Origin of the sequence: Bacillus sp. NEAU-242-2, from assembly GCF_027853835.1 — a bacterium.
Taxonomy (GTDB): domain Bacteria; phylum Bacillota; class Bacilli; order Bacillales; family Bacillaceae; genus Bacillus; species Bacillus velezensis.
In genome coordinates, this window is the sequence record NZ_JAPNNY010000004.1 from 120,974 (window position 1) to 145,232 (window position 24,259).

Genomic DNA, 24,259 nt, shown 5'->3' on the forward strand with positions numbered 1-24,259 from the left:
TTGATTTTATCTAAACTTTCTATTCTGAAACATATTTATAATACTCTTGAGTTTTCGGGCTCACTTCCCAGTATTTTGTTCCATTTGAAGACACTAACATGTCAAACCATACCTCAAAGTTAGAGTCTAAATATACCGTATCTTCAATGTCATCAATTGAATCTAGATACAACATATACTCTAATCCCTTATTTGATTTGTTTGTGTCAATAACATACCTGCCATCATAGTGGTATCCAATTAGGACATAGCCTTTAGGGAAATCTTGAACTTCATTAAATTCAATTATCCCTTCTGTGCTAAGAAGCTCAATACCATTAAACATTTCCATTCCGTTGTGATTGAATAGGAACTCTTTATAATCATTAGGCAAAGTTACCCCTAACATCTTTTCTAAACTATTAATTTCTTGAGGACTGGCCGGATCTCTGAATTGAAAAGCAGCGTCTTCCATGACATGCCCCCCATGTTGGAACATAGGAAAAGTTCCGTATTTAGAAACAGCATCCTTTATTCCATTAAGAGTCATGTGAATTAACTTCCCTTCTTCCATATAAATTCCCTCCTCTAATGTTTAGACCACTAAATTTTACCTCAAAACTGTATTTGAGTGTCTTAAAATGCCAAAACAGAATTTACAATCTTTGGTTTTATATTTATAATTAGGAAGGTTTGTCCGATATAGAGACAGAACAAACAAATTTGGGGGAATTACATTGAAGAAATGGTTATTAGGTATTTGCGCATTATCTTTAAGCTTTTCTTTGGCCGCGTGCGGGTCTGATTCTGATTCTTCAGATAAAACAGATTCAGACAAAGCTAAAACAACGCAGCAAGAAGAAAAGGATGTAAAAGAGACAAAGGCAGACACTCAATCAAATGACAAAAGTACTAATGACAACAATGAAAAAGCCGAAAATGCTTCAAAGAAGGATTCGTCGGATAAAAAGGCGTCTGACAAAAAGAAAAGGCTGGTCGATGTAACACTTAACAGAACAGTTGATGGGAATACGATTAAAGTAAACTATAAAGGCGAAGTCAAAACGGTTCGTTATTTACTTGTTGACACGCCTAAAACTAAGAAGCCAAACTCTTGCGTACAACCATATGGTGAGGAGGCTTCAGCAAGAAACAAACAGCTGGTTAACAAGGGAAAACTTCAACTGGAGTTTGATAAAGGAGATCGTACAGACAAGTATGGCAGAATGCTGGCTTACGTTTATGCAGATGGCAAATCAGTACAAGAAACACTGCTTAAAGAAGGATTAGCACGAGTAGCTTATGTATATGAGCCAAACACGAAGTATTTAGACACGTATAAGAAAGATGAGCAAGCTGCGAAAGATAAAGACTTGAAGATTTGGAGTAAGAATGGGTATGTGACTAATAAAGGATTTAATGGCTGCGCAACGAAACCGAAGAAATCAGTAAGTGTATCTAAGCCGGCTCAAAAGTCAGTTACAACACACCAATCCGAGACACATAAATCGAACCCCAGCAATTCAAATTCAAGCAGTTCAGCATCAAGCAGCTCTTCTAACTCTGCACAAGCCTCCCCTTCTGCTGGAGGAACAGAACACTTTGCAAACTGCACAGAGCTGAGAAAGAAATACCCGCATGGCGTACCAAGCACTCACCCTGCTTATACATCTAAGATGGATCGCGATAATGACAACTTTGCATGTGAGAAGAATTGATAATTTTAGAAGTCCTCTGAGGCTTCTTTTTTTATTTGGATACATTCAAAAAAACCACAGAGCGTGTGAAGGACTCTGTAGTCTATAGTGGCTGATTAAACCCCTATGATACATCAATTAGGATTTTATCAAAACTTTTCTTTTAAAGATAACATCATCTCTGTCTCAAATAATGCCTGCAGCAGTTCATCTATATTAATTTCGTTCTGCTTGTAATTATTCTTTTCATAAGTACGAATAATTTCTTCATATTCTGATCGATTATCTCCTTTAATGGAGCTAATTCCAAGCTCTTCACCATATCGGGTAATGAATAATTGCTTACTCATTTCTTTCGCTTTATCATTTTCATAATTACAAAATGCACCTGACAACTGGACGAGAAAAGTTTCGTCTTCAGAATTTAGGTTATTTTCGTTACACCAGTCTACAAAACGATTTCCAGTCATGGTATCACCTTTAATTTTAGTATTTAAAGAACAAGATAATCTGCAGCAAGGATGATATATTCTACCGCCATGCCAATTGTTTCAGCAACTCCTGCGCCAACTGCACCTTTAATAGCTGGTGGAATTTGTTTTCTTGCCATAGCAGCAACCTCTTTAGGAGCTCCGGTTATACCTTCGAGAACCTTACAAATTTTGTTTGTGTTTTTAATAATCTTGTTTACCGTGGACTTTCCGAACATTGTACCTAAAATGTCTTTTGCCCAAGCATTATTCGCTAGTCCTCTAATAACCTTAATCGCTTCTTTAGCTGCGGCGCTTTTAGCTCCCATAGTACTCATTTGATCTTGTGAGTTACCATTTTCGAGACCTTTTAATTCTTCAGTCGCATTTAAAATGCCTTTTTCTTTAACTGACGGGACTGAGTATTCTTTAGCAAGTTTTTGAAGCTCGGTTGGATTATAAGTAAATTGCACATCCTGTTTAGAAGTACTCGCTTTTTTCACTTCCGAGGCCGAAGCTCCAACAGTTGGGATGGCTATAACGGCTGCAAGCAACATAAAGAGAATTTTAGCAAATAGACTTTTCAATTTGAACTCTCATTTATCCCTAATTTTATTGTTTAACACATTGAACACCATACCATAAAACATTTATATTTTTTCCTGTTTTTATTATATTCGTTTAAAAAAGGTAAGGCAGTCCTACGTTTGAAACCGTTCAAAAATCACTGCGGTGATCAAATATTCATTCACAATTTAAGATATATTTACTACACAAAAAAGGCTGTTTTTGAGACAGTCTTAGATGTTTTTAATCTATATATCCGTTAGAATAGATCAAGATTCAAACAATACAATCCTTACAATATATTACGTTATTTTCGTATTCAATGTCAGACAGAATATTGTACGAATACTTCTGTTTTTACAGTAAATACAATAAAGAGGAGGTGCTGATTTTTTGGAGTTAAAAAACATCGTTCATTCTTACAACATTACAAATATTTTGGGTTATCTTAGACGCTCTCGTCAGGATATGGAGCGGGAAAAAAGAACAGGCGAAGATACGCTAACAGAACAAAATGAACTCATGAATAAAATACTGAAGCCGATTGAAATCCCCTATGAATTAAAAATGGAAATCGGGTCAGGAGAAAGCATTGAGGGTCGCCCTGTTTTTAAAGAATGTCTTAAAGACCTCGAGGAAGGCAAGTACCAGGCAATTGCTGTTAAAGAAATAACAAGACTCAGCCGCGGGAGCTACAGTGATGCGGGACAAATTGTTAACCTTCTTCAAAGCAAGCGATTGATTATCATTACACCATATAAAGTTTATGACCCTCGAAATCCTGCAGACATGCGTCAGATTCGTTTTGAATTGTTTATGGCCAGAGAAGAATTTGAAATGACCAGAGAGCGTATGACAGGCGCTAAATACACATATGCGGCACAAGGGAAATGGATTTCCGGACTAGCGCCTTATGGATACCGGTTAAACAAAAAAACATCCAAACTAGTCCCAGTCGAAGAAGAAGCAAAAGTCGTTCAATTCATCTTTAACATCTTTTTAAATGGGTTGAATGGAAAAGATTATAGTTATACAGCGATTGCTTCTCACTTAACAAAATTACAAATACCGACTCCATCAGGAAAAAAGCGCTGGAATCAATACACAATTAAAGCAATTCTGCAAAACGAAGCGTATATCGGAACTGTTAAATATAAGGTTAGGGAAAAAACAAAAGACGGTAAACGAACAATTAGACCTGAAAAGGAACAAATTGTAGTATCGGATGCACACGCCCCTATAATAGATCAAGAACAATTTCAACAATCACAAGAGAAAATTGCAAACAAAGTTCCCTTGCTGCCTAATAAAAACGCATTGGAATTAAGTGAATTGGCAGGCGTATGCACTTGTTCTAAGTGCGGTGAACCATTATCTAAATACGAAACTAGGCGAACGCGAGAAAACAAAAACGGCACGGAAAGTGTGTATCACGTTAAATCACTCACTTGCAAAAAGAATAAATGCACTTATGTGAGATATAACGATGTTGAAAATGCCATTTTGGATTACCTCTCTTCTTTAAGCAACTTAGATAATAAGACTTTAACAAAACATATCATTTCGATGATTTCTAAATACGAAGACGTAAATAGTAATGTGAAAACAAAGAAGCAAATGTCTGAACATCTTTCACAAAAAGAACAAGAGTTAAAAAACAAAGAGAATTTTATCTTCGAGAAATATGAAAGCGGCATTTACACTGATGAACTTTTTTTGAAAAGAAAAGCTGTTTTAGATGAAGAATTTAAAGAACTCCAGATTGCCAAGCATGAACTCAATGGAACTCAAGAAGCGCAATCAGAAATAGACAGTAATACAGTCAGAAACAACATAAATAAGATAATTGATCAATATCACATTGAAACAAGCACAGAGAAAAAGAACTCACTATTAAGAATGGTCTTCAAAGATGTTATCGTTACGATGACACAAAAAAGAAAAGGGCCAATTCCGGCTCAGTTTGAAATCACCCCTATCCTGAGGTTTAATTTTTCGCTTTCGATCTCACCGCCACTGATAGTTCCTCAAAATGCAGTAAATATCTTAAAAAACCGATAAAGCCGTTTCCCCGGTAAACACAATGGGGGCTACGAAGCTGTTGTCCGAGAAGCTGTTTCATCAGGCAAATCATCATGTTCAAAACCGCGGTACGGTGTTTTGTTCGGTCCGCTTCGGCAATGTGCTCGGTTCACGCGGTTCCGTTATTCCTATTTTATTTGAGCAGTTGATGGCAGGCGGTCCGCTCACCATTACGGATAAAAACATGACGAGGTTTTTTATGTCGATTGATGACGCCGCAACGCTCACCCTGCAATCTGCGGCGATTACAAAGGGCGGAGAAACGTTTATTTTTAAAATGGAATCCCTGAGGCTTGAAGAACTGCTTCACGGGTTTGAAGAATATGCGTTCCGGCATGGACTGCCGCGGCCAGCCGCTGTTGAAGTGGGAAAACGCCCGGGTGAGAAGCTTCATGAAGAACTGACCTCTCCTCATGAGACGGAATCTTTATATGAATGGGGCAATCTTTACGCGATATTGCCGGATCCCGCCAAACATCCGGAATTTCGGAAGGTCAATCTCCCCAGATATCAATCCGATCAGGCGCCGCTCATCACAAAAGACACAATCGTAAAAATTATTGAACGATTACATGAAGAAAAAAAAACATAGAAAAAAGGCCTGTCTGATAGGCAGGCCTTATTGCTGAGCTCTATTTTTCAAATAAATGCAGGCAGGCTTCATAGCCCTCTTCCTTCAGCTTGTCTTTCGGAATAAACCGGAGTGCCGCAGAGTTAATGCAATAACGGAGACCGCTTGGCCCCGGGCCGTCATTAAATACGTGGCCTAAGTGGGAGTCCGCTGTTTTGCTTCTCACTTCCGTCCGGATCATCCCGTGGCTTGTGTCCAGTTTTTCGTCAACCTCTTCTTCCTCAATCGGTTTTGTAAAGCTGGGCCAGCCGCAATGAGAATCGAATTTATCCAGAGATGTAAACAAGGGCTTTCCTGATACGATATCAACATACAGCCCCTCTTCTTTGTGATCCCAGAATTCATTTTGAAACGGCGGCTCCGTTCCGTTATTTTGCGTGACTTCATATTGCATGCGGTTTAATGATTTGATTTTTTCTTCTTTATTAAAAGCCATCTTATCTGTCCCTCCAATGCTCATCCAGAAAGCCTTGACGTCCGGAACCTACACGGTAGCGCCCGTAGTGATCAGGATTTTTCTTATAAAAGTGCTGATGATAGCCTTCCGCTTCATAAAAAGGCTCAGCCTTTAAAATGTCTGTGACGATCGGCTTTTTAAATATGCCGCTTTCTTCAAGCTGTTTTTTTGAGGCTTCAGCGATTTGTTTTTGCTCATCATTATGGTAATATATCGCCGCCCGATATGAACTTCCGCGGTCTGCAAACTGGCCGCCTGCATCAGTCGGGTCGATCTGCTGCCAAAACAGCTCGACAAGCTTTTCATACGGATAAATGTCAGGTTGAAATGTGATTTGAACGGCTTCTCTGTGTCCGGTCGTTTCACTGCACACTTCTTCATAAGTCGGATTCTCAGTATGACCTCCTGTATAGCCGGACACCACCTTTTCAATCCCGGGCTGTTCGTCAAACGGCTTCACCATGCACCAAAAACAGCCGCCTGCAAATGTGGCGATTTCTTTTTTTTCTGACATACGGGTGCCCTCCTTTGTTCATACGTGGTATTATTATATTATAGCATGTATAAACAGAATAAAAATAATTCTGCTCTCAGGGGAAGCTGAACGAATGCCACGCTGACTACATATTGGAGGTTCATGATTTGAAAGTAAGGACACAAATGATGTATGATATGGAAGCTTTGCTTCGAAAAGTGTTTAAACAAATCAGAAATGAAGTTAATGAAATTCTAGATAAAGAGCTGTCCAGGAACGAATTCACCATTTTGCGGATTCTCAGTGAACAAGGGCCTAAAAAAGTAACGGAATTCGCCCCTATTCTTGAGGTCTCCGCAAGCCACATTACCGCAGTGACCGACGCTTTAGTAGAAAAGGAATGGATCACCCGCATCCGTTCTAAAGAGGACAGGCGAATTATCAGAATCCATATTACGGAAGCCGGGGAGAAAATTGTCGATCATTTCAACCAGAAAAAAACAGAATACTTTTTTAAACGGTTTGACTGCTACTCTGATGAAGAGCTTGCGACGTTAATCAAACTGTTCAGCAAGCTAGACAAAAAACGCTGACACAAAAAAACACAAATCCCTGAAAGGATCTGTGTTTTTTTTATGAAAACTTATTGTTTCGGATGATAATAGGAAAATTCAATTTCATCCGTATCGAGATTGATTTTATCCGCTTTTACATACATGCCGTTGTCTAAAGGCATTTCTGACAGACGGATCTCGATGCTTTTATCCCCGGAATGAACGTGCACAAATGACGGGAGTTCGTAAAAGCTGTCCATATAATTCAGCACAAAGCTGATCGGCAGGCTTAATTCGCCTAATGAAAACTTCGTCACTTTCAAAACCACATCTCCGTTCTCCTGTACGGACGGTTCAAATGTGACGACCGCGTTAATGGAGGTTGAGAATGCTTTGATTTTACCTGCCACGTGCACATCGTTATTGATGTCCACTTTGTAGTCAAGCTGATTCGATGCCTTCTCTTTTAAGTACGAATTCACAAACCTGGCAAGTGATTCTTTGGAGCTTGTGATATGAAAGCCGTACTCACTTTTTGTCTGATCTTGTATTTTCGCCTGCTCTCCCGGCATAACCAATAATGTCACAATTACCGCGGCGGCAATCACATTGAGTGCGAGAAGAACAAAAAACAGCGATTTCCACTTTTTCATCATTTCACCCTATTCTGCTGGTAACCCTTGTTTTTCTATGATGCCGTATAATCGGTCGGCGATGAGTGCATACCCTTTTGCGTTCGGATGAAAATCATCATCCTTTGAAATCCGTCTGCTGCCGCTTTTTTGACTGAACAAGTCTTCAACATTCACCGCAGCGGCGTGGGGATCTTTTTCCAGCTCTTTTGCGGCGATCTTGTTCCAATCCGTCACAACCCCATTAATTTCTTTTAATTCAGGCAGCGTAAACGTGAACGGATTATACATGCTGACATACACCAGCTCTGCGTTTTCATTATATTTGCGGATTTTTGAAATGATCGCCTTGAACCGTTTTTCAAAAGGTTTCTCTTCCTTTTGGAACGGCTGAACCGTCAGCTGCATCATATTCTGGCGGAGCACCTTCATTAAGTCATTGCCGCCGATGGTAAAAAAGATATAGTCGGCGCTCTTTAATGATTTCTGCACTTTTTTATTATCAAGCTTTTCCAGCAGGTCCGACGTTTTGTCGCCCTGCACCGCATAATTTTTAATATCTACCGTTTTCACATGTCCCTTTTTCTTAAGAGACTCCGCTGTCTTGCCGACGTATCCTGAACCGTCAGGATCTCCTACTCCTTCAGTCAATGAATCACCGACCGCAGCTATGACAATATGATCTTTCGTTTTCGGTTCTTCAGCGTCAGAACCGGTGCGCTGGACAGAACAAGCTGATAAAAGCAAAGCCAGTCCGGCGATCAATGAGAACATTCGCAGCTTCAATCTGGTTGCTCCTTCCCCGTCTACTAGTGGAAAGTGTAACATGTTTTTTCAGTTTTGAAAATGTCTAATCTGCCAGTTTACTTGAGCTCCTCAGCCGCTTTGACATCTGAGAGGATATCATCATACGGAACCTTCTGCACGCCGTCATAATCTTTAAGCACCTTGCCGTCAGGTCCGACTAAATAAAAAGAAGTTTTATGTATGACCTGATCCTCTCCCTCCGGCTTTTTGACGATTGCTTTAAAGCTGTTCAGCGCAAAATCTTCAATGTCCTTTTGGCTGTAACCGGTCAGAAAATCCCAGTTGCGAAGCGAAAGCGGATATTTGGAAGCAAAGGCTTTCAGCTGTTTCGGCGTATCATTTTCAGGATCTACACTGAATGACACAATCCGCACGTCCAGGTTCTCAGCCTTCAGTTTTTTTTGCAGTTCGGTCATGTGGGCCGTCATCGGCGGACAGACTGTATTACAGTTTGTAAACATAAAATCGGCAATCCAGACATGCCCCTTCAGGCTTTTCAGTGACACTGTTTTCCCGTCTTGGTTCTGATATGAAAACGGCTCAATCTGATAGTTCAGCGGGTCTTTTATCGTTTTCCCCCCGCAGGCGCACAAGAGCAGCAAACAAAAGACGGCAGCGAAGCTTTTCATTTTTTTCATTTCCATTCCCCCCCATAGATAAAACGCTTACAGCGTTCATCATAAAAAAATTCCCGCACCCTCCCTTATCAAAAGGAAGGCGCTAAGGAATGTGCACCGTTATGCGTTATGTTTTAAAATCTCTTGGATGAAAACGGCCTCATAATCTTTCCACTTCATACGGCGCTTGACATATTGTCGGAATGAATACACTGTTCTCACACTTTGTGAAGCAAAAACTTCTCTCAAATAAAGCTCAAGGTGCTGATGAATTTGAAAAAAATAATGTTCACCTTCCGTGACAACCGGTATTTCTGTCACTTTTACCTGAATCCCGTCCTGTCGTTTGAACTCTAGGCTTTTGAGTAACAAGATATCAATCCTTCTTTTTCGATTGTTTTCTTTTTATTATATACAATCTGAGAAAGCGTGTCTGTCATTTTGCGCGGCCGTTCTAAAAAAAGTCAGATTAACAGGTGGAACAGATCCTGATCTTTATTCACCTCTACGTAATGAAATCCTTTTTGATTCATCCGGGCAATGAGCGCGCCGTAATCTTCCCGATGCTTAAGCTCAATGCCGACCAATGCGGGGCCGCTGCTTTTGTTATTTTTTTTCGTGTATTCAAACCGGGTGATGTCATCATCAGGACCGAGCACCTCATCAAGGTATTCGCGAAGCGCTCCCGCCCTTTGCGGGAAATTAACGATAAAATAATGCTGCAGCCCCTCGTAAATCATGGAGCGCTCCTTCATCTCCTGCATTCTGCCGATGTCATTATTCCCTCCGCTGACCATGCAGATGACGTTTTTCCCTTTAATCTCTTCTTTGTACAGATCAAGTGCTGACACGGACAATGCACCCGCCGGTTCAGCCACGATAGCGCATTGATTATATAATTCAAGAATCGTGCTGCACACTTTTCCTTCCGGGACAAGCAAAACGTCATCGACGATGGTTTCGAGCGTTTGAAAGGTTTCAGCGCCGATTTTTTTTACGGCCGCCCCATCGACAAATTTATCAATTTTCTCAAGTTCAACCACTTGTCCGGCTTTTTTCGATTCAAAATAGGAGGCTGCGCCCTTCGGCTCTACCGCTATGATTTTTGTATCCGGCGAGATGTTTTTCATGTACGTGCCGAGCCCGGACAGGAGTCCCCCTCCCCCTACGCCTGCAAAAAGAAAATGCGGTTCAACATCAATGTCATTTAAAATTTCTATGGCAGCCGTTCCCTGTCCGGCCATGACATCGGGATCGTCAAACGGATGAATAAACGTGCGGTTTTCTTTTTCACAGCATTCCGCAGAACTCTTATACGCATCATCGAAAGTGTCACCCGTCAATATGATTTCAACAAATTCTTTTCCGAACAGCTCCACTTGGGATACTTTCTGTCTCGGTGTAGTTGACGGCATAAAAATCTTGCCGTGAATGCCGAGGTGTTTGCATGAAAACGCAACCCCCTGCGCATGGTTTCCCGCACTTGCGCATACAATTCCGTTTTCAGTCTGCTCTTTTGAGAGCTGCCTCATTTTATTATAAGCCCCTCTGAGCTTAAATGATCTGACCACCTGCAGGTCTTCTCTTTTCAAATAGATATTGCAGCCATACCTCTCAGAAAGTCTGTCATTCCTCTGCAAAGGCGTATGTATCACCACGTCCTTTACGTTTTGGTGCGCTTTTAAAATGTCTTTTACCTGGATGAGAGAGTCTTCTTTAAGCAACGGTTTCATTTACAGAGTCCTTTCTTATTTAAATCCCTATTTAATATGCCATTATAACATGAATATTCGAACAATAAGATAATTATTTTAATTTTGTAAATAAAAATAAATGAACCGATACAAGAGAAAAAGATATTTTCGATCGCATAAACGTGTTATACTTAAACCAATTAGAACCAAAAGGAGCCAATTCATGAGTGTAATTGAACAAACTGATCCTTTTTATCAGCTAGCCGGCGAACATCACACCTTTTCAGAAGCGAAACGATTGGCCTCGCAATTTGCCTTATCTGATTTGCCAGTCTTCATAACAGGTGAAGTCGGAACCGGAAAAAAACAAATGGCCAGAGCGATCCATCATAAATCCCGCAGAAACAGCGAACTATTTATTACCGTTCACTGCAGCCAAAGCGAAGATCGGCTCGAATATGAACTGTTCGGCGCTGAAGGTGCATTAAACAGAGCCCGCCGCGGAACATTATTCTTATATGAAATCGGAGACATGCCGCTCTCGGTACAGGCCCGCCTTCTTTCCGAGCTGGACGCCGGGCTTTCCGCCCGCATCATTGCAAGCAGCACGGCGAATCTTGGCGATACCGGCGCGGAAAACACGTTCAGCATAGATTTATTTTACAGGCTTCACGTGTTATGCCTTCCGCTCCCTGCTTTATCTGAACGAAAGAGCGATATACCGCTTCTTCTGCAGCATATGCTGACAGCCTCGGGACAGCATATTCATATCGACCCGTCCGTTTATCCGCTGTTTGAGCGGCACACCTTTAACGGCAACATCAGAGAACTTCAAAATGCGGCGCACTATATGGCCGCGGCAGCATCCGGCAGCACGATTTATCCCGAGCATGTCCCGCCGTATATCAAAAACAGCCAGAAAGCGAAAACCGCTAAGAAAAAAGAAAAACGGCTGACATTGATGGAGAAAGAAGAGTTTTTGTTTATTTTGGAAGCAATTAAAGACTTAAATACAAAGGGCGAACCCGCCAGCAGACGGAGCATATCCGAATTAAGCGAAAACAGCACAATGACATTAACGCCCCAGCAAGTCAGAAATAGGCTTGATTACTTAGAAAAGATGAACTTTGTGACAAAAGGCCGGGGACGCGCAGGAACAAAAATCACATTAGAAGGGTTGACCTTTTTGCAGTCACTGCAAAAACAAATCCTTTAAAAAGGAGGACATTTGATTGTTCACAATAAAAGAAGAAATCGCAAATGCCGTCACACACGGAATCGGTGTATTGCTGTCGATTCCGGCGCTTATTTTTCTCATTATCTTCGCGGTGAAATACGGCTCGCCGACAGACATCGTCAGCTTTTCAATCTTCGGCACTTCAATGCTCCTGCTGTATCTCAGCTCGACTCTTTTGCACAGCATCCAGCATAAAAAAACGAAAGACATTCTTGAGATTGTGGATCATTCCGCGATATACGTATTAATAGCCGGAACATATACGCCATTTTTATTAGGACCCCTTAAAGGGGCGCTCGGTCTGACCCTTTTAATTATTGTTTGGTCGCTTGCCATCGGAGGCATCGTGTTTAAAATCTTTTTCGTGAAGCGGTTTATCATTTTTTCAACGCTTGTCTATTTAATGATGGGCTGGCTGATCATCATCGCCATTAAACCGCTGTACGCTTCGCTGTCAGGCCCCGGTTTCGGTCTTCTTCTTTTCGGCGGCTTATTGTATTCCGCCGGCACAATATTTTATATTTGGAGAAAAGTTCCGTATCATCACGCCATTTGGCACAGTTTTGTTTTAGGCGGCAGCGCCTCGATGTTTTTCTGTATTTTGTTTTATTGCGTCAAAGTTCCCTTTATCTGAAATAAAAAAGCACAGCCTCTCGTATAGAGACTGTGCTTTTTTTATGCACGGAGCCGTTTCTGACCGGCCGGATAATAAGCGGGCTTTATATGTAATTCAATGTCAGCCGGTTTCAGCCGTTTCAATAATCTGCCCCGCAGCAGCCGGTCTGTTCCCGAAGTGCTGACGGGCACAATCGGGAGATCGAAACGTAGGGCCAGTTCCTCCGGATTGATTTTGCCGTCTTCGGACAGAATCAGACTTTGCCCTTTCTGCAGACGGACTTCCGCCTCCTGAAGCACTGCATCCCGGCTGTCTCCGCCACAAATGACACCCATCAGACGCAGCCAATTTCCGAGAAACGGCATCCGGAAAGCTTTCTCGCCAGCGATAAAACCAGCCGGCTCTTCAAGATGTCCCGCGAGCAGCAGAAGATCAGCCGGGCGCAATTTGGGATGCACATACAATACGGGGCCGTCCGGGATCGGCTGATCATGATGAATGCCGATTGTCGATCCCGAGACGTCAATACAGCCTCTCATAAAGGCTTTCGGCCGTTCATACACCAGCCTCATCTGTTTTTGAAAAGAAAGCCGCGGGTCAAGCTCTTTTTGATTGATATATTCCTGAATATTTTTCATGAACATAAATACAACGTACATCACAAGGCAGCCGTAACGAATCAATTCTTGTCCCCCTGCTTAATTCTTTTTCTCGTATACAAGGTACTCATAATCGTAAGGATTTTTTTCATTTTTTACTCCCTGTTTGCGGGAGGTCAATTCCCATTCGGCTTCATTAAATTCCGGAAAAAAACGGTCTCCTTCAAAGACATGGTGAATTTTTGTCATGTAGAGTCTGTCCGCATAAGGAAAGAGCGCACTGTACAGCTGGGCGCCGCCGATTACAAAGCATTCTTCATCCGCCGGGATCAGCTTGAGCACTTCCTCAGCCGAGCGGGCGGCAATACAGCCCGGGAATGAAGATTCGTCCCGTGAGGTTACAACGATGTTACGCCGGTTCGGAAGCGGGCGTCCGATTGATTCAAACGTTTTCCGCCCCATTACAATGGTGTGGCCCGTCGTCACTTTTTTGAAATACGCGAGATCATCGGGAAGGTGCCAAGGCAGATCGTTATCTTTTCCGATCAGCCGGTTCTCATCCATCGCAAAAATAAACGAAATCATACGCTGACAGCTCCTTTTATGTGCGGATGCGGGTCATAATCCTCGATGATAAAGTCTTCAAACGTAAAATCAAAAATAGAATCAACATTTCGCGCAAACCGCAGTTTCGGCAGCGGACGGACATCCCTTGTCAGCTGCAAATTCACCTGCTCCACATGGTTTTGGTAAATGTGGACGTCTCCGAATGTATGAACAAACTCACCCGGTTCAAGCCCCGTCACATGCGCGATCATCATTGTTAAAAGCGCATAAGACGCAATATTAAACGGCACGCCGAGAAAGACATCCGCTGAGCGCTGATAAAGCTGACACGACAGTTTTCCGTCCGCGACATAAAACTGAAACAGGCAGTGGCAAGGCGGAAGCGCCATATGATCAATTTCGCCGACATTCCAGGCGCTGACGATTAAACGTCTGGAATTCGGGTTTGTCTTGATGTCATGAATCAGCCGGGAGATTTGATCAATGGTCTCGCCGTCCGCTCCGCGCCACGAACGCCATTGAGAGCCGTAAACCGGTCCGAGTTCTCCGTTTTCATCCGCCCATTCGTTCCAGATGCGGACTCCGTTTTCCTGAAGGTAGCGGACATTCGTATCTCCTTTTAAAAACCAAAGCAGCTCATGCGCGATGGATTTAAAATGGAGCTTTTTCGTCGTAAGCATCGGGAAACCTTCCTGAAGGTTAAACCGCATTTGGTAGCCGAACGTGCTGATCGTACCCGTTCCCGTACGGTCTCCTTTTTTTTCTCCGTTTTCTAACACATGACGGCACAAATCTTTATATTGTTTCATTTTTTTCATCCTTTTAAAGTAGTCTTTTAGTAGTGTAACACAATAAAAAATCATTTCTGCAAAATTTCTCAGAAATGATTTTTTTATTTCTTCTCGCTATTACACGCTCATCCAGTCAGGCGGCGTATTGCGGTCCCAGTAAATGCTGCCGAGCTCATGATGTGATTGAAATCCGTCTTCAGCGGTATGGTAATGAAAATTAAACCAGTAGCCGTCTTGCGGAGGATGATCCCGGCGGACGTGGAACCTTAAAAGATCTTCACCTGTCAGCCTGTTATACACATGAAAAATTTTTTCGGTTTTTCCGGCCGACGGTTTACTGGAAATAACCACATCCTGATACGCTTCATCATCTTGAAACTTGGCTAAATGTCCTGTGATCACATCTTCGATTTTCGGCAGAATTTCACTTCTGTAATCATCTTCAATGACCGGAGAGATTTTGCTGCCGAATTTTAAAAATGATTGATTTTCAGCATCACCGAGAAGCTGCTGCTGATACGATTGAAACAGTAATTCAGGCTCCCGCCCTGCCTTCGCTTCTCCCGGCAGGGCGTGTTCATCATAAAAAGCGGTGTAATCATTCTGCTCAAGACTGCTCGACTGTCCTGAAGGCTTGTCTGTCATCAAAGCAGCCGGAGGAGACACGAGTCCGAACGTTACAATGGTAAACAGAACCACAAGGGTCTTTTTCATCCACAATTTCATGATAGATTGTTCCCCTCTGTTTTATTGTCCTCTTTTCCTTTATTTTAGCATAGATTAAAGCACGGCGTCATGCCCGGCAGCGTATTATCATGCAATATGGGAAATTGGTAACTGTGACCGAGCGGATAAACCGCTTACAATAAGAAGGAGAAAAAGGAGGGGATGAGATGATTAACGCTTTATTTGCGACTGTATCACTTCTCACGCTGCTTTATTTTGTCGTTATAGAAATCACTGATTAACGAAAAAGAAGCCCATGATATCATGAGCTTACATGGATGACACCGAAGTGGAAAAGCGCCGTCTTTCTTTTCAGCACCTTGAAGCCGTGTCGTTCAAACCGCGGGCTTTTCCAATGGTCTTTAAGCACTACGCATTTTTTCGCCGCCCGGACGGCTTGCGTGATGCACTCTTCGTTAAAACCCTCTTCTGCCAGCGCGCGGAGCGGTGCAATGCCGTCTGACGTTTCAACAGGTTCGTGAAACATCGGGTCAAAATAAATGACATCCACCGATGAATCAGGAAGCTCCCGCAAATAATCGGCGCAGTCGGCATGTTTAACCTGAATGCGTTTCATGGCGGTTTGGAGCGGCTCCATTCCGGTTTCCCACGTTTGAAGTCCTGTTTCTACAAGCAATGAGACAAGCTTGTTTTTCTCCAGGCCGATGACTTGTCCGCTTTTTCCGACTGCCAGACTTGCCAAAATCGCATCGGATGCCAGGCCGAGTGTACAATCTAAAAAGGAATCCCCCTCGCGTAATCCGGCTGCTTTTAACAACGGCTCGGCTTCCCCTCTCAAAAACCGCTTTGCGCGGAACATCGCTGTATTCGGGTGAAAAAAGAACTTCTCCCCTTGCTTCGTGTAAAGTTCGAACCGTTCCTTTCCGATAACTAAAAGATCGCTAGCGGCTCGTTCCAGCATTTTTTCAATGGGCTGTTTATTGCGGCTGCAGTAAGTGTCACCCAGCCTGACACTGAGTGACTGCGCTGTGTGTATCGTATATTCGCTTGGTCTGTAACTCGTTGTAATCATCTTTTTCTCCAAAAAGAAAATGCCCGGAATTCGGGCATTTCAGCAGTGCGCATCGAAGGCATCCGTCAGATTTTTCATAATTTCCTCCATGTCATGCCCTTCGATTTCGTGGCGGGGAATAAAATGAACGACCTCTTTCCCTTTTAACAGTGCCATTGATGGCGAGGAAGGTTCCTGCCCCGTAAAATATTCACGCATTTTTGCAGTTGCGTCTTTATCTTGACCGGCAAATACGGTAACCGTATGATCAGGCGCTTTTTCATGCTGTAAAACAGCCTGAGTCGCAGCCGGACGGGCAAGACCTGCAGCACAGCCGCACACGGAGTTGACAACGACCAATGTCGTTCCCTCTGCCTGTTCCATAAAGCTTTCTACTTCTTCAGCAGTCGTTAATTCCTGAAAACCCGCACCCGTCAGCTCACGGCGCATCGGCACGACCAGCTGGCGCATATATTCTTCATAAGCCATTGACATAAAAAAGCCCCCTCTAAAATCCTTATATGAAGTCAAGGATACTATAGAGGGGGCCGGAATTCAATTGTTCAGGCCTCTGTTTTATATTTTCATGATTCCGCCTGTATTGGCGCTTGTTACGAGTTTGGAATACCGGGCTAGATATCCTGTTTTTACTTTCGGCTCGAAGCCTTTCCATTCGGCCTTGCGTTTTTCCCATTCTTCTTCAGGCACTTGTACGTCCAAAATCCGTTTTTCTATGTCAACGATGACATGGTCGCCGTTTTCTACGAATGCGAGCGGGCCGCCTTCAGCCGCTTCAGGTGATACGTGCCCGATTGAAAGACCCCGGGACGCTCCTGAAAAACGGCCGTCTGTAATAAGCGCCACTTTCGGGCCAAGCCCCATTCCGACAATCTGAGACGTCGGAGCAAGCATCTCCGGCATGCCCGGTCCGCCCTTTGGCCCTTCATAACGGATAATGACAACATCTCCTTCTTTTACTTTGCGGTTTATAATGCCTTCAAGCGCGGCATCCTGAGAATCAAAGACGACAGCGGGACCTTCATGTCTTGTAATCCCGTCCTGTACGCCGCCTGTTTTGATAATGGCGCCGTCCGGAGCCAGATTCCCAAACAGGACGGCCAAACCGCCTTTTTCGGTAAACGGATTGTCAAGCGGATGAATCACGTCATAATCCTTTACTTCATGACCCGCAATTGTTTCTCCTAGTGTGCGGCCTGTTACAGTCAGCGCGTCAAGATGAAGCGCCCCTTCTTTTTTCGCCAATTCATTAAGGGCCGCCGAGACTCCGCCCGCTTCGTGCAGATCTTCAATGAAGACGTCCGAGGCCGGCGCCAATTTCGATAAGTGAGGCACTCGTTCAGCCACTTCGTTAATGCGTTCTAAAGAGTACTCAACCCCAGCTTCATTGGCAAGCGCAAGCGTATGTAGCACTGTGTTGGTTGAGCCGCCGAGAGCCATGTCTAACGCAAACGCGTTGTCAATCGCTTTTTCGGTGACAATATCACGCGGCTTAATGTCTTTTTTGATGGTCTCCATCAATTGGGCCGCTGATTTTCTCACAAACTCTCTTCTCTCCGGTGAAGTTGCCAGAATTGTTCCGTTTCCCGGAAGCGCCAGACCGAGCGCTTCAGACAGACAGTTCATGGAGTTTGCCGTAAACATGCCTGAACAAGATCCGCACGTCGGACAGCCGAACTGTTCCAGCTCCTGCAGGTCGCTTTCACCGATTTTCCCGGCTTGATATGCGCCGACGCCTTCAAATACTGAAGAAAGCGAAATTTTGCGGCCATCGCTTGTACGGCCGGCTGCCATCGGCCCCCCGCTGACAAAAATGGTCGGAATATTAATCCGCATAGCCGCCATCAGCATTCCCGGCGTAATTTTGTCGCAGTTCGGAATGCAGACCATTCCGTCAAACCAGTGCGCCGAGACGACCGTTTCAACTGAATCGGCAATGATTTCACGGCTCGGCAGCGAATATCTCATGCCGATATGTCCCATCGCGATTCCGTCATCTACTCCGATCGTATTAAATTCAAAAGGCACACCGCCCGCTTCCCTGATTGCTTCTTTTACGATTTTTCCAAATTCCTGCAGGTGAACATGCCCGGGAACGATATCGATGTATGAATTACAGACCGCGATAAACGGCTTGCCGAAGTCTTCTTCTTTTACGCCGGCAGCGCGAAGAAGGCTGCGGTGCGGCGCTCTGTCAATTCCCTGTGTGATCATGTTGCTGCGTAATTCTGCCATGGTGATCCCCCTACTGTTTTTAGACTGTGCATTATTTTTAAAATTTTCAGTTTATTCTAGGGCGCGTTCTGCAAATTACCTGTTTACAGTGTCTTTGCCCTGTCTCGCTTTTCTATTCTTTCTGTATTTCGATAAAAACCCTCCAACAATTAATATTGTACTTACTATATAGAGTTTTGAATCATTTTTCAACAATATTCTAAATAATTTTTATAAAAAGTGAATTCAAATAAAAAAGGTGCATGGCGCACCTTTTTGTTATAACTGTTCTTTTTTTCTGCTTTCAGTCATTTGTTTCCAGACTGAACCTTTCGCCTCTTCTCCGTGCTCAATCCGTTCAATCGCCATTTTAACTTGCAGGCTGACTTCGAATTCCGGATCGTCTTCCGCCGCTTTTAATGCTTCCAGCGCTGTTTCATCGCCGACTTCATATAAAAACATGGCCGCGCGCCAGCGCACGAGCTTGCTTGAGTCACTGAGCGATTTTATCATTGCCGGGATGGCGCTCGCATCGCCGAGATCCGACAGACAGTCACCCGCCGTCCTTCTGACCGTCACCGTTTTGTCTTCAAGCGCTTTGTATAACAGCGGAAGCACAGACGGCTTTTCGATCATTCCCAAATAAACGACGGCTTGTCTTCTGATCGAAGTCTTCGGATCATGCAGCGCCTTTTCCAATACTGGTAAATCGTCTTCATCCGGATCCATTTGCTCAAGATGGGCATAGCGCTGTTTCCAGTCTTCATCATCGAGCATTTCCAAAGTCACTTTATAAGCTTTCCGCTGCACTGCCGGTTTGGCCTCACCCTTTTGCTGTACGGCTGCTTCTGTCAGGCGTTTGAGCCGCTCATCACTGTAGGCGGCCTGAAGCTCTTCTGTGACATCGTGTCCGATTTCGGTAAAATCCCCGAAGCGCACGCCTTGTTCTTTCCAAGCCCGCTCAAATACAACATTTGAAGCTTCGGAACGCAGCTTTAAGATGGCTTCTTGGAAACGTTCCGGAAGGCCGAAGCGCTCTTCACGTTCGCCGTCCGTCAATTTGACCTGCATCGGGATTCCGCTGAACATTTGTACGAAAACCTTCACTTCACCGAACGATTCCTGTTCAGAACGGCTCTCAGACTGCTCCGTATGTTCCATTCCGAAAGCGGAACGGACCTGAGGCAGAATGTCCTTCCAGTCAAAACGGGCGTTTCTCTCCACAGCCAGGAAATCGGCAACGTGATAAACGCCCTTTACTCCTTCAATGTTTAAAATATCACGTACGACGGCCGGAGCATCATCTGCCTGATCGGGCTTGTAATTGTTGCTTTTCCCCGCCGGAAGCTCTTCAGTCAAAATCACTTTCATCGTGTTCGGACTCGGCGTCGGTTCTATTGATTTAATCTTCATATTGGTCCTCCTATGCGCAATCTGACACTTATTCTAACATAGTCGGCACAAGCGTTCTATTGCGCCGCTTAGCTTTTGCCGATGCCGGCCTCTTTTTGGATACGGGCGGCGAACTGCAAAAGAAATTGATGCCGCTCCTCTGCTAAACCGGCCCCCGCTTTTGTATTCATTAAGCCTTTAAGCTTGATTAATTTATCCTCTATATGGGCCAGCACACTTGTTTGAGTTCCGTACATCGGGTGACCCTTCGCGCCGGCAAACATAAAAGCCCTGCCGATGCCCGCTGCGCCGATCGCATCAAGCATGTCTGCATCCTGAACAACTTTCCCCTCCAATGAAAGCGGCCGCTTTATCAGCAGTTCCCTGTGTCTGAATGACATTCTCGTGATGATATCCGCGATCTCCTCAATGGAGCCAGCCGCAATGTTGAAAGCAGCCAGCCGTTCTGTCACTTCGCCTGCCGTCAGCCTTTCGCTTTTTTCGAGCTTGGTGTCAATCAGATCATGAACCAGCGCGGCCGTCTCAGTGATAAATAAGTCGGCGCCTTCTTCTTTTGCCATATAAACAGAAAGTGCTGCGACCCGGGAAATATGAAGCCAGTCATGGCCCGTACGTTCATTGATAAGCTTTTCTCTGACCCAATTCCTGACGCTTTCCAGCTGCTCTTTTTCGTTCACCGTATCACCTCTTATTGGGCCAAAAGCCTCTGCACCGTATCTTCAAGCTCTTTTGGGTTGACGTTAGGTGAAAAACGCCCGGTGACTTCACCGTTTCGGTCCACAATAAACTTAGTGAAATTCCATTTGACCGCTTTTGTGCCGAGCATCCCCTTCGCCTGCTCCGTCAGATATGTGAAGAGAGGATGAGCGTCTGCTCCATTGACATCAACTTTCGCAAACATCGGGAATGTGACTCCGTAGTTTTTCACACAGAACTCTTGAATTTCCGCTTCGTTTCCAGGTTCTTGGTTCATGAATTGGTTGCAGGGAAATCCCAATATTTCAAGACCTTCCTCCCGATATGTATCATAGAGCTCCTGAAGCTGCTTGAGCTGGGATGTAAACCCGCATTTGCTTGCTGTATTCACAATGATCATCACCTTGCCTCTGTAAGCCGATAGCGTCATGTCTTCGCCTGTTATGGTCCGTACGTTTATATCGTAAATTGTCATCTGCGGCCCTCCTTTTTACATTCTTCATTTATTTTACCTGTTTTACACTGCAAAACAAACGGTAACCGCTTTTTCCTTCCACTTAACGGAAAACGTATTTTCCGAGGAACCATACGGCTCTTTACCCGTCATAATAAAGAGCCGCTCCGAATTTATGTCCATTTACCGCTTTTATCCCTGTCATTATGCGTTAAATGCGGTTTATTACGCCGGGATGGATTGAAAAATGGCTTAAAAATTTCTATAATGAAGAAAATTAACGGGGAATAACGGAGGTGGCATGTTGCCTATTAATATACCAAATCACCTGCCCGCTAAGCAGGTGCTTGAAAGTGAACACATCTTTGTAATGGATGAAAGCCGGGCTTTTCATCAGGATATCCGGCCGCAGAAGATCGTGATTTTAAATCTGATGCCGAAAAAAATCCAAACGGAAACCCAGCTCCTCAGGATGCTTGGGAATTCACCTTTACAAGTTCACTTTACGTTCTTAATTCCGAGCACACATACTCCAAAAAATACGGCAAGGCAGCATCTGGATGAATTTTATACGGATTTTTCCAGCATCCGCCACAAACGGTTTGACGGAATGATTATTACCGGGGCTCCGATTGAGCACCTGCCGTTTGAAGATGTTTCTTACTGGGAAGAATTGAAGGAAATCATGGAATGGAGCAAAACGAACGTCACTTCAACACTCCATATCTGCTGGGGCGCTCAAGCCGGTTTATACTATCATTACGGCATTGAGAAAGTGGAGCTGCCGAAAAAAATCTTCGGTGTGTTTGAACATACCGTTCTTAAAAAACATGAGAGATTGGTAAGAGGATTTGACGAGCTATACTATGTGCCCCACTCACGGCATACAGATATTAATACGGAGCAGCTGCAATCGGCTTCGGATCTGGATGTGCTCAGCGTTTCAGAGGAAGCGGGGGTCTGTTTAATCGTTTCAAAAGACGAAAAACAGATTTTCTTAACGGGTCATCCGGAATATGATACCGATACGCTGCTTCAGGAGTATGAGAGAGACATAGAGAGAAATCTTTCAAACGTAGAAGCTCCTAAGCACTATTTTGCGCCCGGCGGGAAAGAACCTGTTAACCGCTGGAAAGCTCATGCAACGTTATTGTTTATGAATTGGCTGAATTATTACGTATATCAGGAAACCCCATATGAATGGGATTAATTTTTGTTTTGAGTGATACGGTGACAAAAATATGATAAAATACTCTTGATTCAGTATGCGTATAACAAAACTTTAAAATAATGGAACATATCAATTAAATTTAGTTTAAATATGTTGCCGCGCTTATTATAAAATGATGCACTTGTGTTATGTTTATCTATAGACAATAACTCCTTACGATGCATGAAGCTTGCTTGTTGTTGATTACATTGAGGTGAATTTACTTGAATACCAATAAAAAAGTATTAATTTTGACTGCAAATTACGGAAACGGGCATGTTCAAGTGGCCAAAACGCTCTACGAACAATGTCTGCGTCTCGGCTTAGATGTGACGGTTTCCAATTTGTATCAAGAGTCAAATCCGATTGTTTCAGAGGTTACTCAATACCTTTATTTAAAAAGCTTCTCAATCGGGAAACAGTTTTATCGTTTGTTTTATTACGGAGTTGACAAAATCTATAATAAACGCAAATTCAATATTTATTTTAAAATGGGAAATAAACGTTTAGGCCAGCTCGTCGAAGAGCATAAGCCGGACATTATTATCAATACATTTCCGATGATTGTCGTACCGGAATACAGACGGAGAACCGGAAAAGTGATCCCGACGTTCAACGTTATGACCGATTTCTGCCTTCACAAAATCTGGGTTCATGAAAATGTTGATAAATATTATGTCGCCACAGATTACGTGAAGGAAAAACTGATTGAAATCGGCACTCACCCGAACAACGTAAAGATCACAGGCATTCCCATCAGGCCTCAATTCGAGGAATCGATGCCGAAAGAACCGATTTATAAAAAATACAATCTCTCTCCCGACAAAAAAGTTCTTCTTATTATGGCGGGAGCGCATGGTGTGCTGAAAAACGTAAAAGAACTGTGCGAAAATCTCGTTCATGACGATCAGGTGCAGGTTGTGGTGGTATGCGGCAAAAACAGCTCGCTGAAAGAATCCCTCAGCAGCTTGGAAGGTGACAATGCCGACCGGCTGAAAGTGCTGGGCTATGTAGAAAGAATTGACGAGCTGTTCCGTATTACGGACTGCATGATCACAAAACCAGGCGGCATCACACTGACGGAAGCGACGGCGATCGGAGTACCCGTTATTTTGTACAAACCGGTTCCCGGACAGGAAAAAGAAAACGCCATTTTCTTTGAAGATCGCGGTGCGGCTGTCGTGGTCAACCGCCACGAAGAAATTTTAGAGTCTGTCACCTCCCTTCTTGCGGATGAGGAGAAGCTGAACCGGATGAAGGACAATATTAAAAGCCTACACCTCCCCAACTCTTCTGAAGTCATTTTGCAGGACATTATAAAAGAATCTGAAATGATGGCCGGGAAGGCGGATATGGCATTATCGTAAAAGAAAAGCACACGAACGATTCGTGTGCTTTTTGTTTTTTTCCGGTTAAGCTTTGTTACTGGAAAAATAAAGATAAAAAATAGGGAGCGGCCGCTTGACGCCCGCTCCCATATGGTGTATAGTTGAACCATCATTTAACAACGTTTACATACGTACGGTTGGATGATGACAAAATTTTTTTTAGCACGAAGGTGCTACAGTACTAGGAGGAATTAAGCAATATGCAAAACGGTAAAGTAAAATGGTTCAATAACGAAAAAGGATTCGGCTTCATCGAAGTTGAAGGCGGAGACGACGTATTTGTTCACTTCACTGCTATCGAAGGAGAAGGATACAAATCATTAGAAGAAGGACAAGAAGTTTCTTTTGAAATTGTCGAAGGTAATCGTGGACCTCAAGCTTCTAATGTTGTAAAACTCTAAACTCAATACATGTTGATCAGATGACAAATAGAGGAGAGGCGTATGCCTCTCCTATTTGATTGCCGTCTGAATCTCAATTGCGACAAGATTCTGCTTACAGCGCTGCTCGATTTCTTCTATTTGCTTCTCCTTTGACGGCATTCCTTTTTTTGCCATTTTCGCTAAACTTCCCAAATCACCGTATATTTCTTTAAATGTCTGCTGAAGGATTGTTTTTAAATCATTATCATTCACGGCTGGTTTTTCCCTTCTCTC

At 43.6% G+C, this 24,259-nt stretch carries 28 protein-coding genes and 3 pseudogenes; 10 read left to right on the forward strand and 21 right to left on the reverse strand.

Annotation, left to right across the window (positions count from 1 at the left end; all coding sequences use genetic code 11):
- Nucleotides 1-19 precede the first annotated feature (19 nt).
- Nucleotides 20-454 carry an SMI1/KNR4 family protein gene (locus OWN49_RS13855; RefSeq protein WP_148661873.1) on the reverse strand — a complete coding sequence of 145 codons (435 nt, stop codon included), beginning with the start codon at nt 452-454 and terminating at the stop codon, nt 20-22.
- A 262-nt stretch (nt 455-716) separates the two neighbouring features.
- Here OWN49_RS13855 and OWN49_RS13860 point away from each other — a divergent pair, with 262 nt between their 5' ends.
- Nucleotides 717-1,697, forward strand: a complete 981-nt coding sequence (locus tag OWN49_RS13860) for a thermonuclease family protein (RefSeq protein WP_176283384.1) — start codon at nt 717-719, stop codon at nt 1,695-1,697.
- A 128-nt stretch (nt 1,698-1,825) separates the two neighbouring features.
- Here OWN49_RS13860 and OWN49_RS13865 read toward each other — a convergent pair whose 3' ends face one another.
- The gene (locus OWN49_RS13865) at nt 1,826-2,146 is read right to left on the reverse strand and encodes a hypothetical protein (protein ID WP_070081995.1); all 321 of its coding nucleotides are present in this window, start codon (nt 2,144-2,146) and stop codon (nt 1,826-1,828) included.
- 23 nt (nt 2,147-2,169) lie between these two features.
- The gene (locus OWN49_RS13870) at nt 2,170-2,733 is read right to left on the reverse strand and encodes a hypothetical protein (RefSeq protein WP_077722482.1); all 564 of its coding nucleotides are present in this window, start codon (nt 2,731-2,733) and stop codon (nt 2,170-2,172) included.
- Nucleotides 2,734-3,106: 373 nt separating this feature from the next.
- Here OWN49_RS13870 and OWN49_RS13875 point away from each other — a divergent pair.
- A pseudogene (locus OWN49_RS13875) lies at nt 3,107-4,791 on the forward strand (recombinase family protein).
- A pseudogene (locus tag OWN49_RS13880) lies at nt 4,767-5,387 on the forward strand (polysaccharide biosynthesis protein); the annotation flags it as partial. The pseudogenes OWN49_RS13875 and OWN49_RS13880, both read left to right, overlap by 25 nt.
- Before the next feature lie 40 nt (nt 5,388-5,427).
- Here the strand turns inward: OWN49_RS13880 and msrB are convergent.
- Together msrB and msrA are read right to left on the reverse strand one after the other, a co-directional pair.
- A complete protein-coding gene (msrB, locus tag OWN49_RS13885; RefSeq protein WP_007409536.1) occupies nt 5,428-5,862 on the reverse strand; it encodes a peptide-methionine (R)-S-oxide reductase MsrB in 435 nt (144 codons plus the stop codon).
- Nucleotide 5,863: 1 nt separating this feature from the next.
- The gene (msrA, locus tag OWN49_RS13890) at nt 5,864-6,397 is read right to left on the reverse strand and encodes a peptide-methionine (S)-S-oxide reductase MsrA (protein ID WP_003153641.1); all 534 of its coding nucleotides are present in this window, start codon (nt 6,395-6,397) and stop codon (nt 5,864-5,866) included.
- A gap of 128 nt (nt 6,398-6,525) precedes the next feature.
- On the opposite strand from msrA, the gene OWN49_RS13895 reads away from it, so the two are divergent.
- A complete protein-coding gene (locus tag OWN49_RS13895) occupies nt 6,526-6,951 on the forward strand; it encodes a MarR family transcriptional regulator (RefSeq protein ID WP_003153639.1) in 426 nt (141 codons plus the stop codon).
- Nucleotides 6,952-7,001: 50 nt separating this feature from the next.
- Here the strand turns inward: OWN49_RS13895 and OWN49_RS13900 are convergent, their stop codons facing one another.
- The 5 genes from OWN49_RS13900 to ilvA form a co-directional block, all read right to left on the reverse strand.
- A complete protein-coding gene (locus OWN49_RS13900) occupies nt 7,002-7,565 on the reverse strand; it encodes a YpmS family protein (protein ID WP_003153637.1) in 564 nt (187 codons plus the stop codon).
- Nucleotides 7,566-7,574: 9 nt separating this feature from the next.
- Nucleotides 7,575-8,330 (reverse strand): SGNH/GDSL hydrolase family protein, encoded by a 756-nt coding sequence (locus tag OWN49_RS13905; RefSeq protein ID WP_077722484.1) that lies wholly within the window; start codon nt 8,328-8,330, stop codon nt 7,575-7,577.
- Nucleotides 8,331-8,407: 77 nt separating this feature from the next.
- The gene (locus OWN49_RS13910; RefSeq protein WP_003153633.1) at nt 8,408-8,989 is read right to left on the reverse strand and encodes an SCO family protein; all 582 of its coding nucleotides are present in this window, start codon (nt 8,987-8,989) and stop codon (nt 8,408-8,410) included.
- Between the two features lie 99 nt (nt 8,990-9,088).
- Nucleotides 9,089-9,340: a DUF2535 family protein gene (locus tag OWN49_RS13915; protein WP_094247854.1), complete on the reverse strand. Its 252-nt coding sequence runs from the start codon at nt 9,338-9,340 to the stop codon at nt 9,089-9,091.
- 92 nt (nt 9,341-9,432) lie between these two features.
- A complete protein-coding gene (gene ilvA / locus OWN49_RS13920) occupies nt 9,433-10,701 on the reverse strand; it encodes a threonine ammonia-lyase IlvA (protein ID WP_031379000.1) in 1,269 nt (422 codons plus the stop codon).
- A gap of 184 nt (nt 10,702-10,885) precedes the next feature.
- Between ilvA and OWN49_RS13925 the strand changes: the two genes are divergently transcribed.
- Both OWN49_RS13925 and trhA read left to right on the forward strand, forming a co-directional pair.
- Nucleotides 10,886-11,878 carry a sigma 54-interacting transcriptional regulator gene (locus tag OWN49_RS13925; RefSeq protein ID WP_077722485.1) on the forward strand — a complete coding sequence of 331 codons (993 nt, stop codon included), beginning with the start codon at nt 10,886-10,888 and terminating at the stop codon, nt 11,876-11,878.
- Between the two features lie 16 nt (nt 11,879-11,894).
- On the forward strand, nt 11,895-12,533 hold the full coding sequence (gene trhA, locus OWN49_RS13930; protein WP_176283385.1) for a PAQR family membrane homeostasis protein TrhA: 639 nt from the start codon (nt 11,895-11,897) through the stop codon (nt 12,531-12,533).
- A gap of 41 nt (nt 12,534-12,574) precedes the next feature.
- On the opposite strand, the gene OWN49_RS13935 is transcribed toward trhA, so the two are convergent.
- The 10 genes from OWN49_RS13935 to OWN49_RS13980 all read right to left on the reverse strand — a co-directional run bounded on the left by OWN49_RS13935 (nt 12,575) and on the right by OWN49_RS13980 (nt 21,026).
- The gene (locus OWN49_RS13935; RefSeq protein WP_015417675.1) at nt 12,575-13,198 is read right to left on the reverse strand and encodes a lysophospholipid acyltransferase family protein; all 624 of its coding nucleotides are present in this window, start codon (nt 13,196-13,198) and stop codon (nt 12,575-12,577) included.
- Nucleotides 13,199-13,213: 15 nt separating this feature from the next.
- Entirely contained in the window at nt 13,214-13,699 is a 486-nt protein-coding gene (locus OWN49_RS13940) for a dihydrofolate reductase (protein ID WP_077722486.1), read from the reverse strand.
- Complete coding sequence (locus OWN49_RS13945) at nt 13,696-14,490, reverse strand: thymidylate synthase (protein WP_003153622.1); 795 nt, start codon at nt 14,488-14,490, stop codon at nt 13,696-13,698. The genes OWN49_RS13940 and OWN49_RS13945 overlap by 4 nt, the downstream gene beginning before the upstream one ends.
- Before the next feature lie 99 nt (nt 14,491-14,589).
- Nucleotides 14,590-15,198, reverse strand: a complete 609-nt coding sequence (locus OWN49_RS13950; RefSeq protein ID WP_031378998.1) for a YpjP family protein — start codon at nt 15,196-15,198, stop codon at nt 14,590-14,592.
- A gap of 262 nt (nt 15,199-15,460) precedes the next feature.
- Nucleotides 15,461-16,231 (reverse strand): class I SAM-dependent methyltransferase, encoded by a 771-nt coding sequence (locus tag OWN49_RS13955; RefSeq protein ID WP_031378997.1) that lies wholly within the window; start codon nt 16,229-16,231, stop codon nt 15,461-15,463.
- 39 nt (nt 16,232-16,270) lie between these two features.
- A complete protein-coding gene (locus OWN49_RS13960; RefSeq protein WP_003153619.1) occupies nt 16,271-16,705 on the reverse strand; it encodes a BrxA/BrxB family bacilliredoxin in 435 nt (144 codons plus the stop codon).
- An 81-nt stretch (nt 16,706-16,786) separates the two neighbouring features.
- Nucleotides 16,787-18,463 carry a dihydroxy-acid dehydratase gene (gene ilvD, locus OWN49_RS13965; RefSeq protein ID WP_007409524.1) on the reverse strand — a complete coding sequence of 559 codons (1,677 nt, stop codon included), beginning with the start codon at nt 18,461-18,463 and terminating at the stop codon, nt 16,787-16,789.
- 258 nt (nt 18,464-18,721) lie between these two features.
- Nucleotides 18,722-19,855 (reverse strand): conserved virulence factor C family protein, encoded by a 1,134-nt coding sequence (locus OWN49_RS13970; RefSeq protein ID WP_077722487.1) that lies wholly within the window; start codon nt 19,853-19,855, stop codon nt 18,722-18,724.
- Nucleotides 19,856-19,923: 68 nt separating this feature from the next.
- Entirely contained in the window at nt 19,924-20,532 is a 609-nt protein-coding gene (locus tag OWN49_RS13975; RefSeq protein ID WP_176283386.1) for an HD domain-containing protein, read from the reverse strand.
- A gap of 11 nt (nt 20,533-20,543) precedes the next feature.
- A complete protein-coding gene (locus OWN49_RS13980; RefSeq protein ID WP_061582158.1) occupies nt 20,544-21,026 on the reverse strand; it encodes a glutathione peroxidase in 483 nt (160 codons plus the stop codon).
- Nucleotides 21,027-21,309: 283 nt separating this feature from the next.
- On the opposite strand from OWN49_RS13980, the gene metA reads away from it, so the two are divergent.
- The 4 genes and pseudogenes from metA (at nt 21,310) to cspD (ending at nt 24,004) form a co-directional block, all read left to right on the forward strand.
- A complete protein-coding gene (gene metA, locus OWN49_RS13985; RefSeq protein WP_003153608.1) occupies nt 21,310-22,215 on the forward strand; it encodes a homoserine O-acetyltransferase MetA in 906 nt (301 codons plus the stop codon).
- 224 nt (nt 22,216-22,439) lie between these two features.
- Nucleotides 22,440-23,582: a diglucosyl diacylglycerol synthase gene (locus OWN49_RS13990; RefSeq protein WP_007409520.1), complete on the forward strand. Its 1,143-nt coding sequence runs from the start codon at nt 22,440-22,442 to the stop codon at nt 23,580-23,582.
- Between the two features lie 94 nt (nt 23,583-23,676).
- Nucleotides 23,677-23,788, forward strand: a pseudogene (locus tag OWN49_RS13995) (hypothetical protein); the annotation flags it as partial.
- Between the two features lie 15 nt (nt 23,789-23,803).
- A complete protein-coding gene (cspD, locus tag OWN49_RS14000) occupies nt 23,804-24,004 on the forward strand; it encodes a cold-shock protein CspD (protein ID WP_003153604.1) in 201 nt (66 codons plus the stop codon).
- A gap of 51 nt (nt 24,005-24,055) precedes the next feature.
- Here the strand turns inward: cspD and OWN49_RS14005 are convergent, their stop codons facing one another.
- The gene (locus OWN49_RS14005) at nt 24,056-24,238 is read right to left on the reverse strand and encodes a hypothetical protein (RefSeq protein WP_176283387.1); all 183 of its coding nucleotides are present in this window, start codon (nt 24,236-24,238) and stop codon (nt 24,056-24,058) included.
- Between the last annotated feature and the right edge of the window lie 21 nt (nt 24,239-24,259).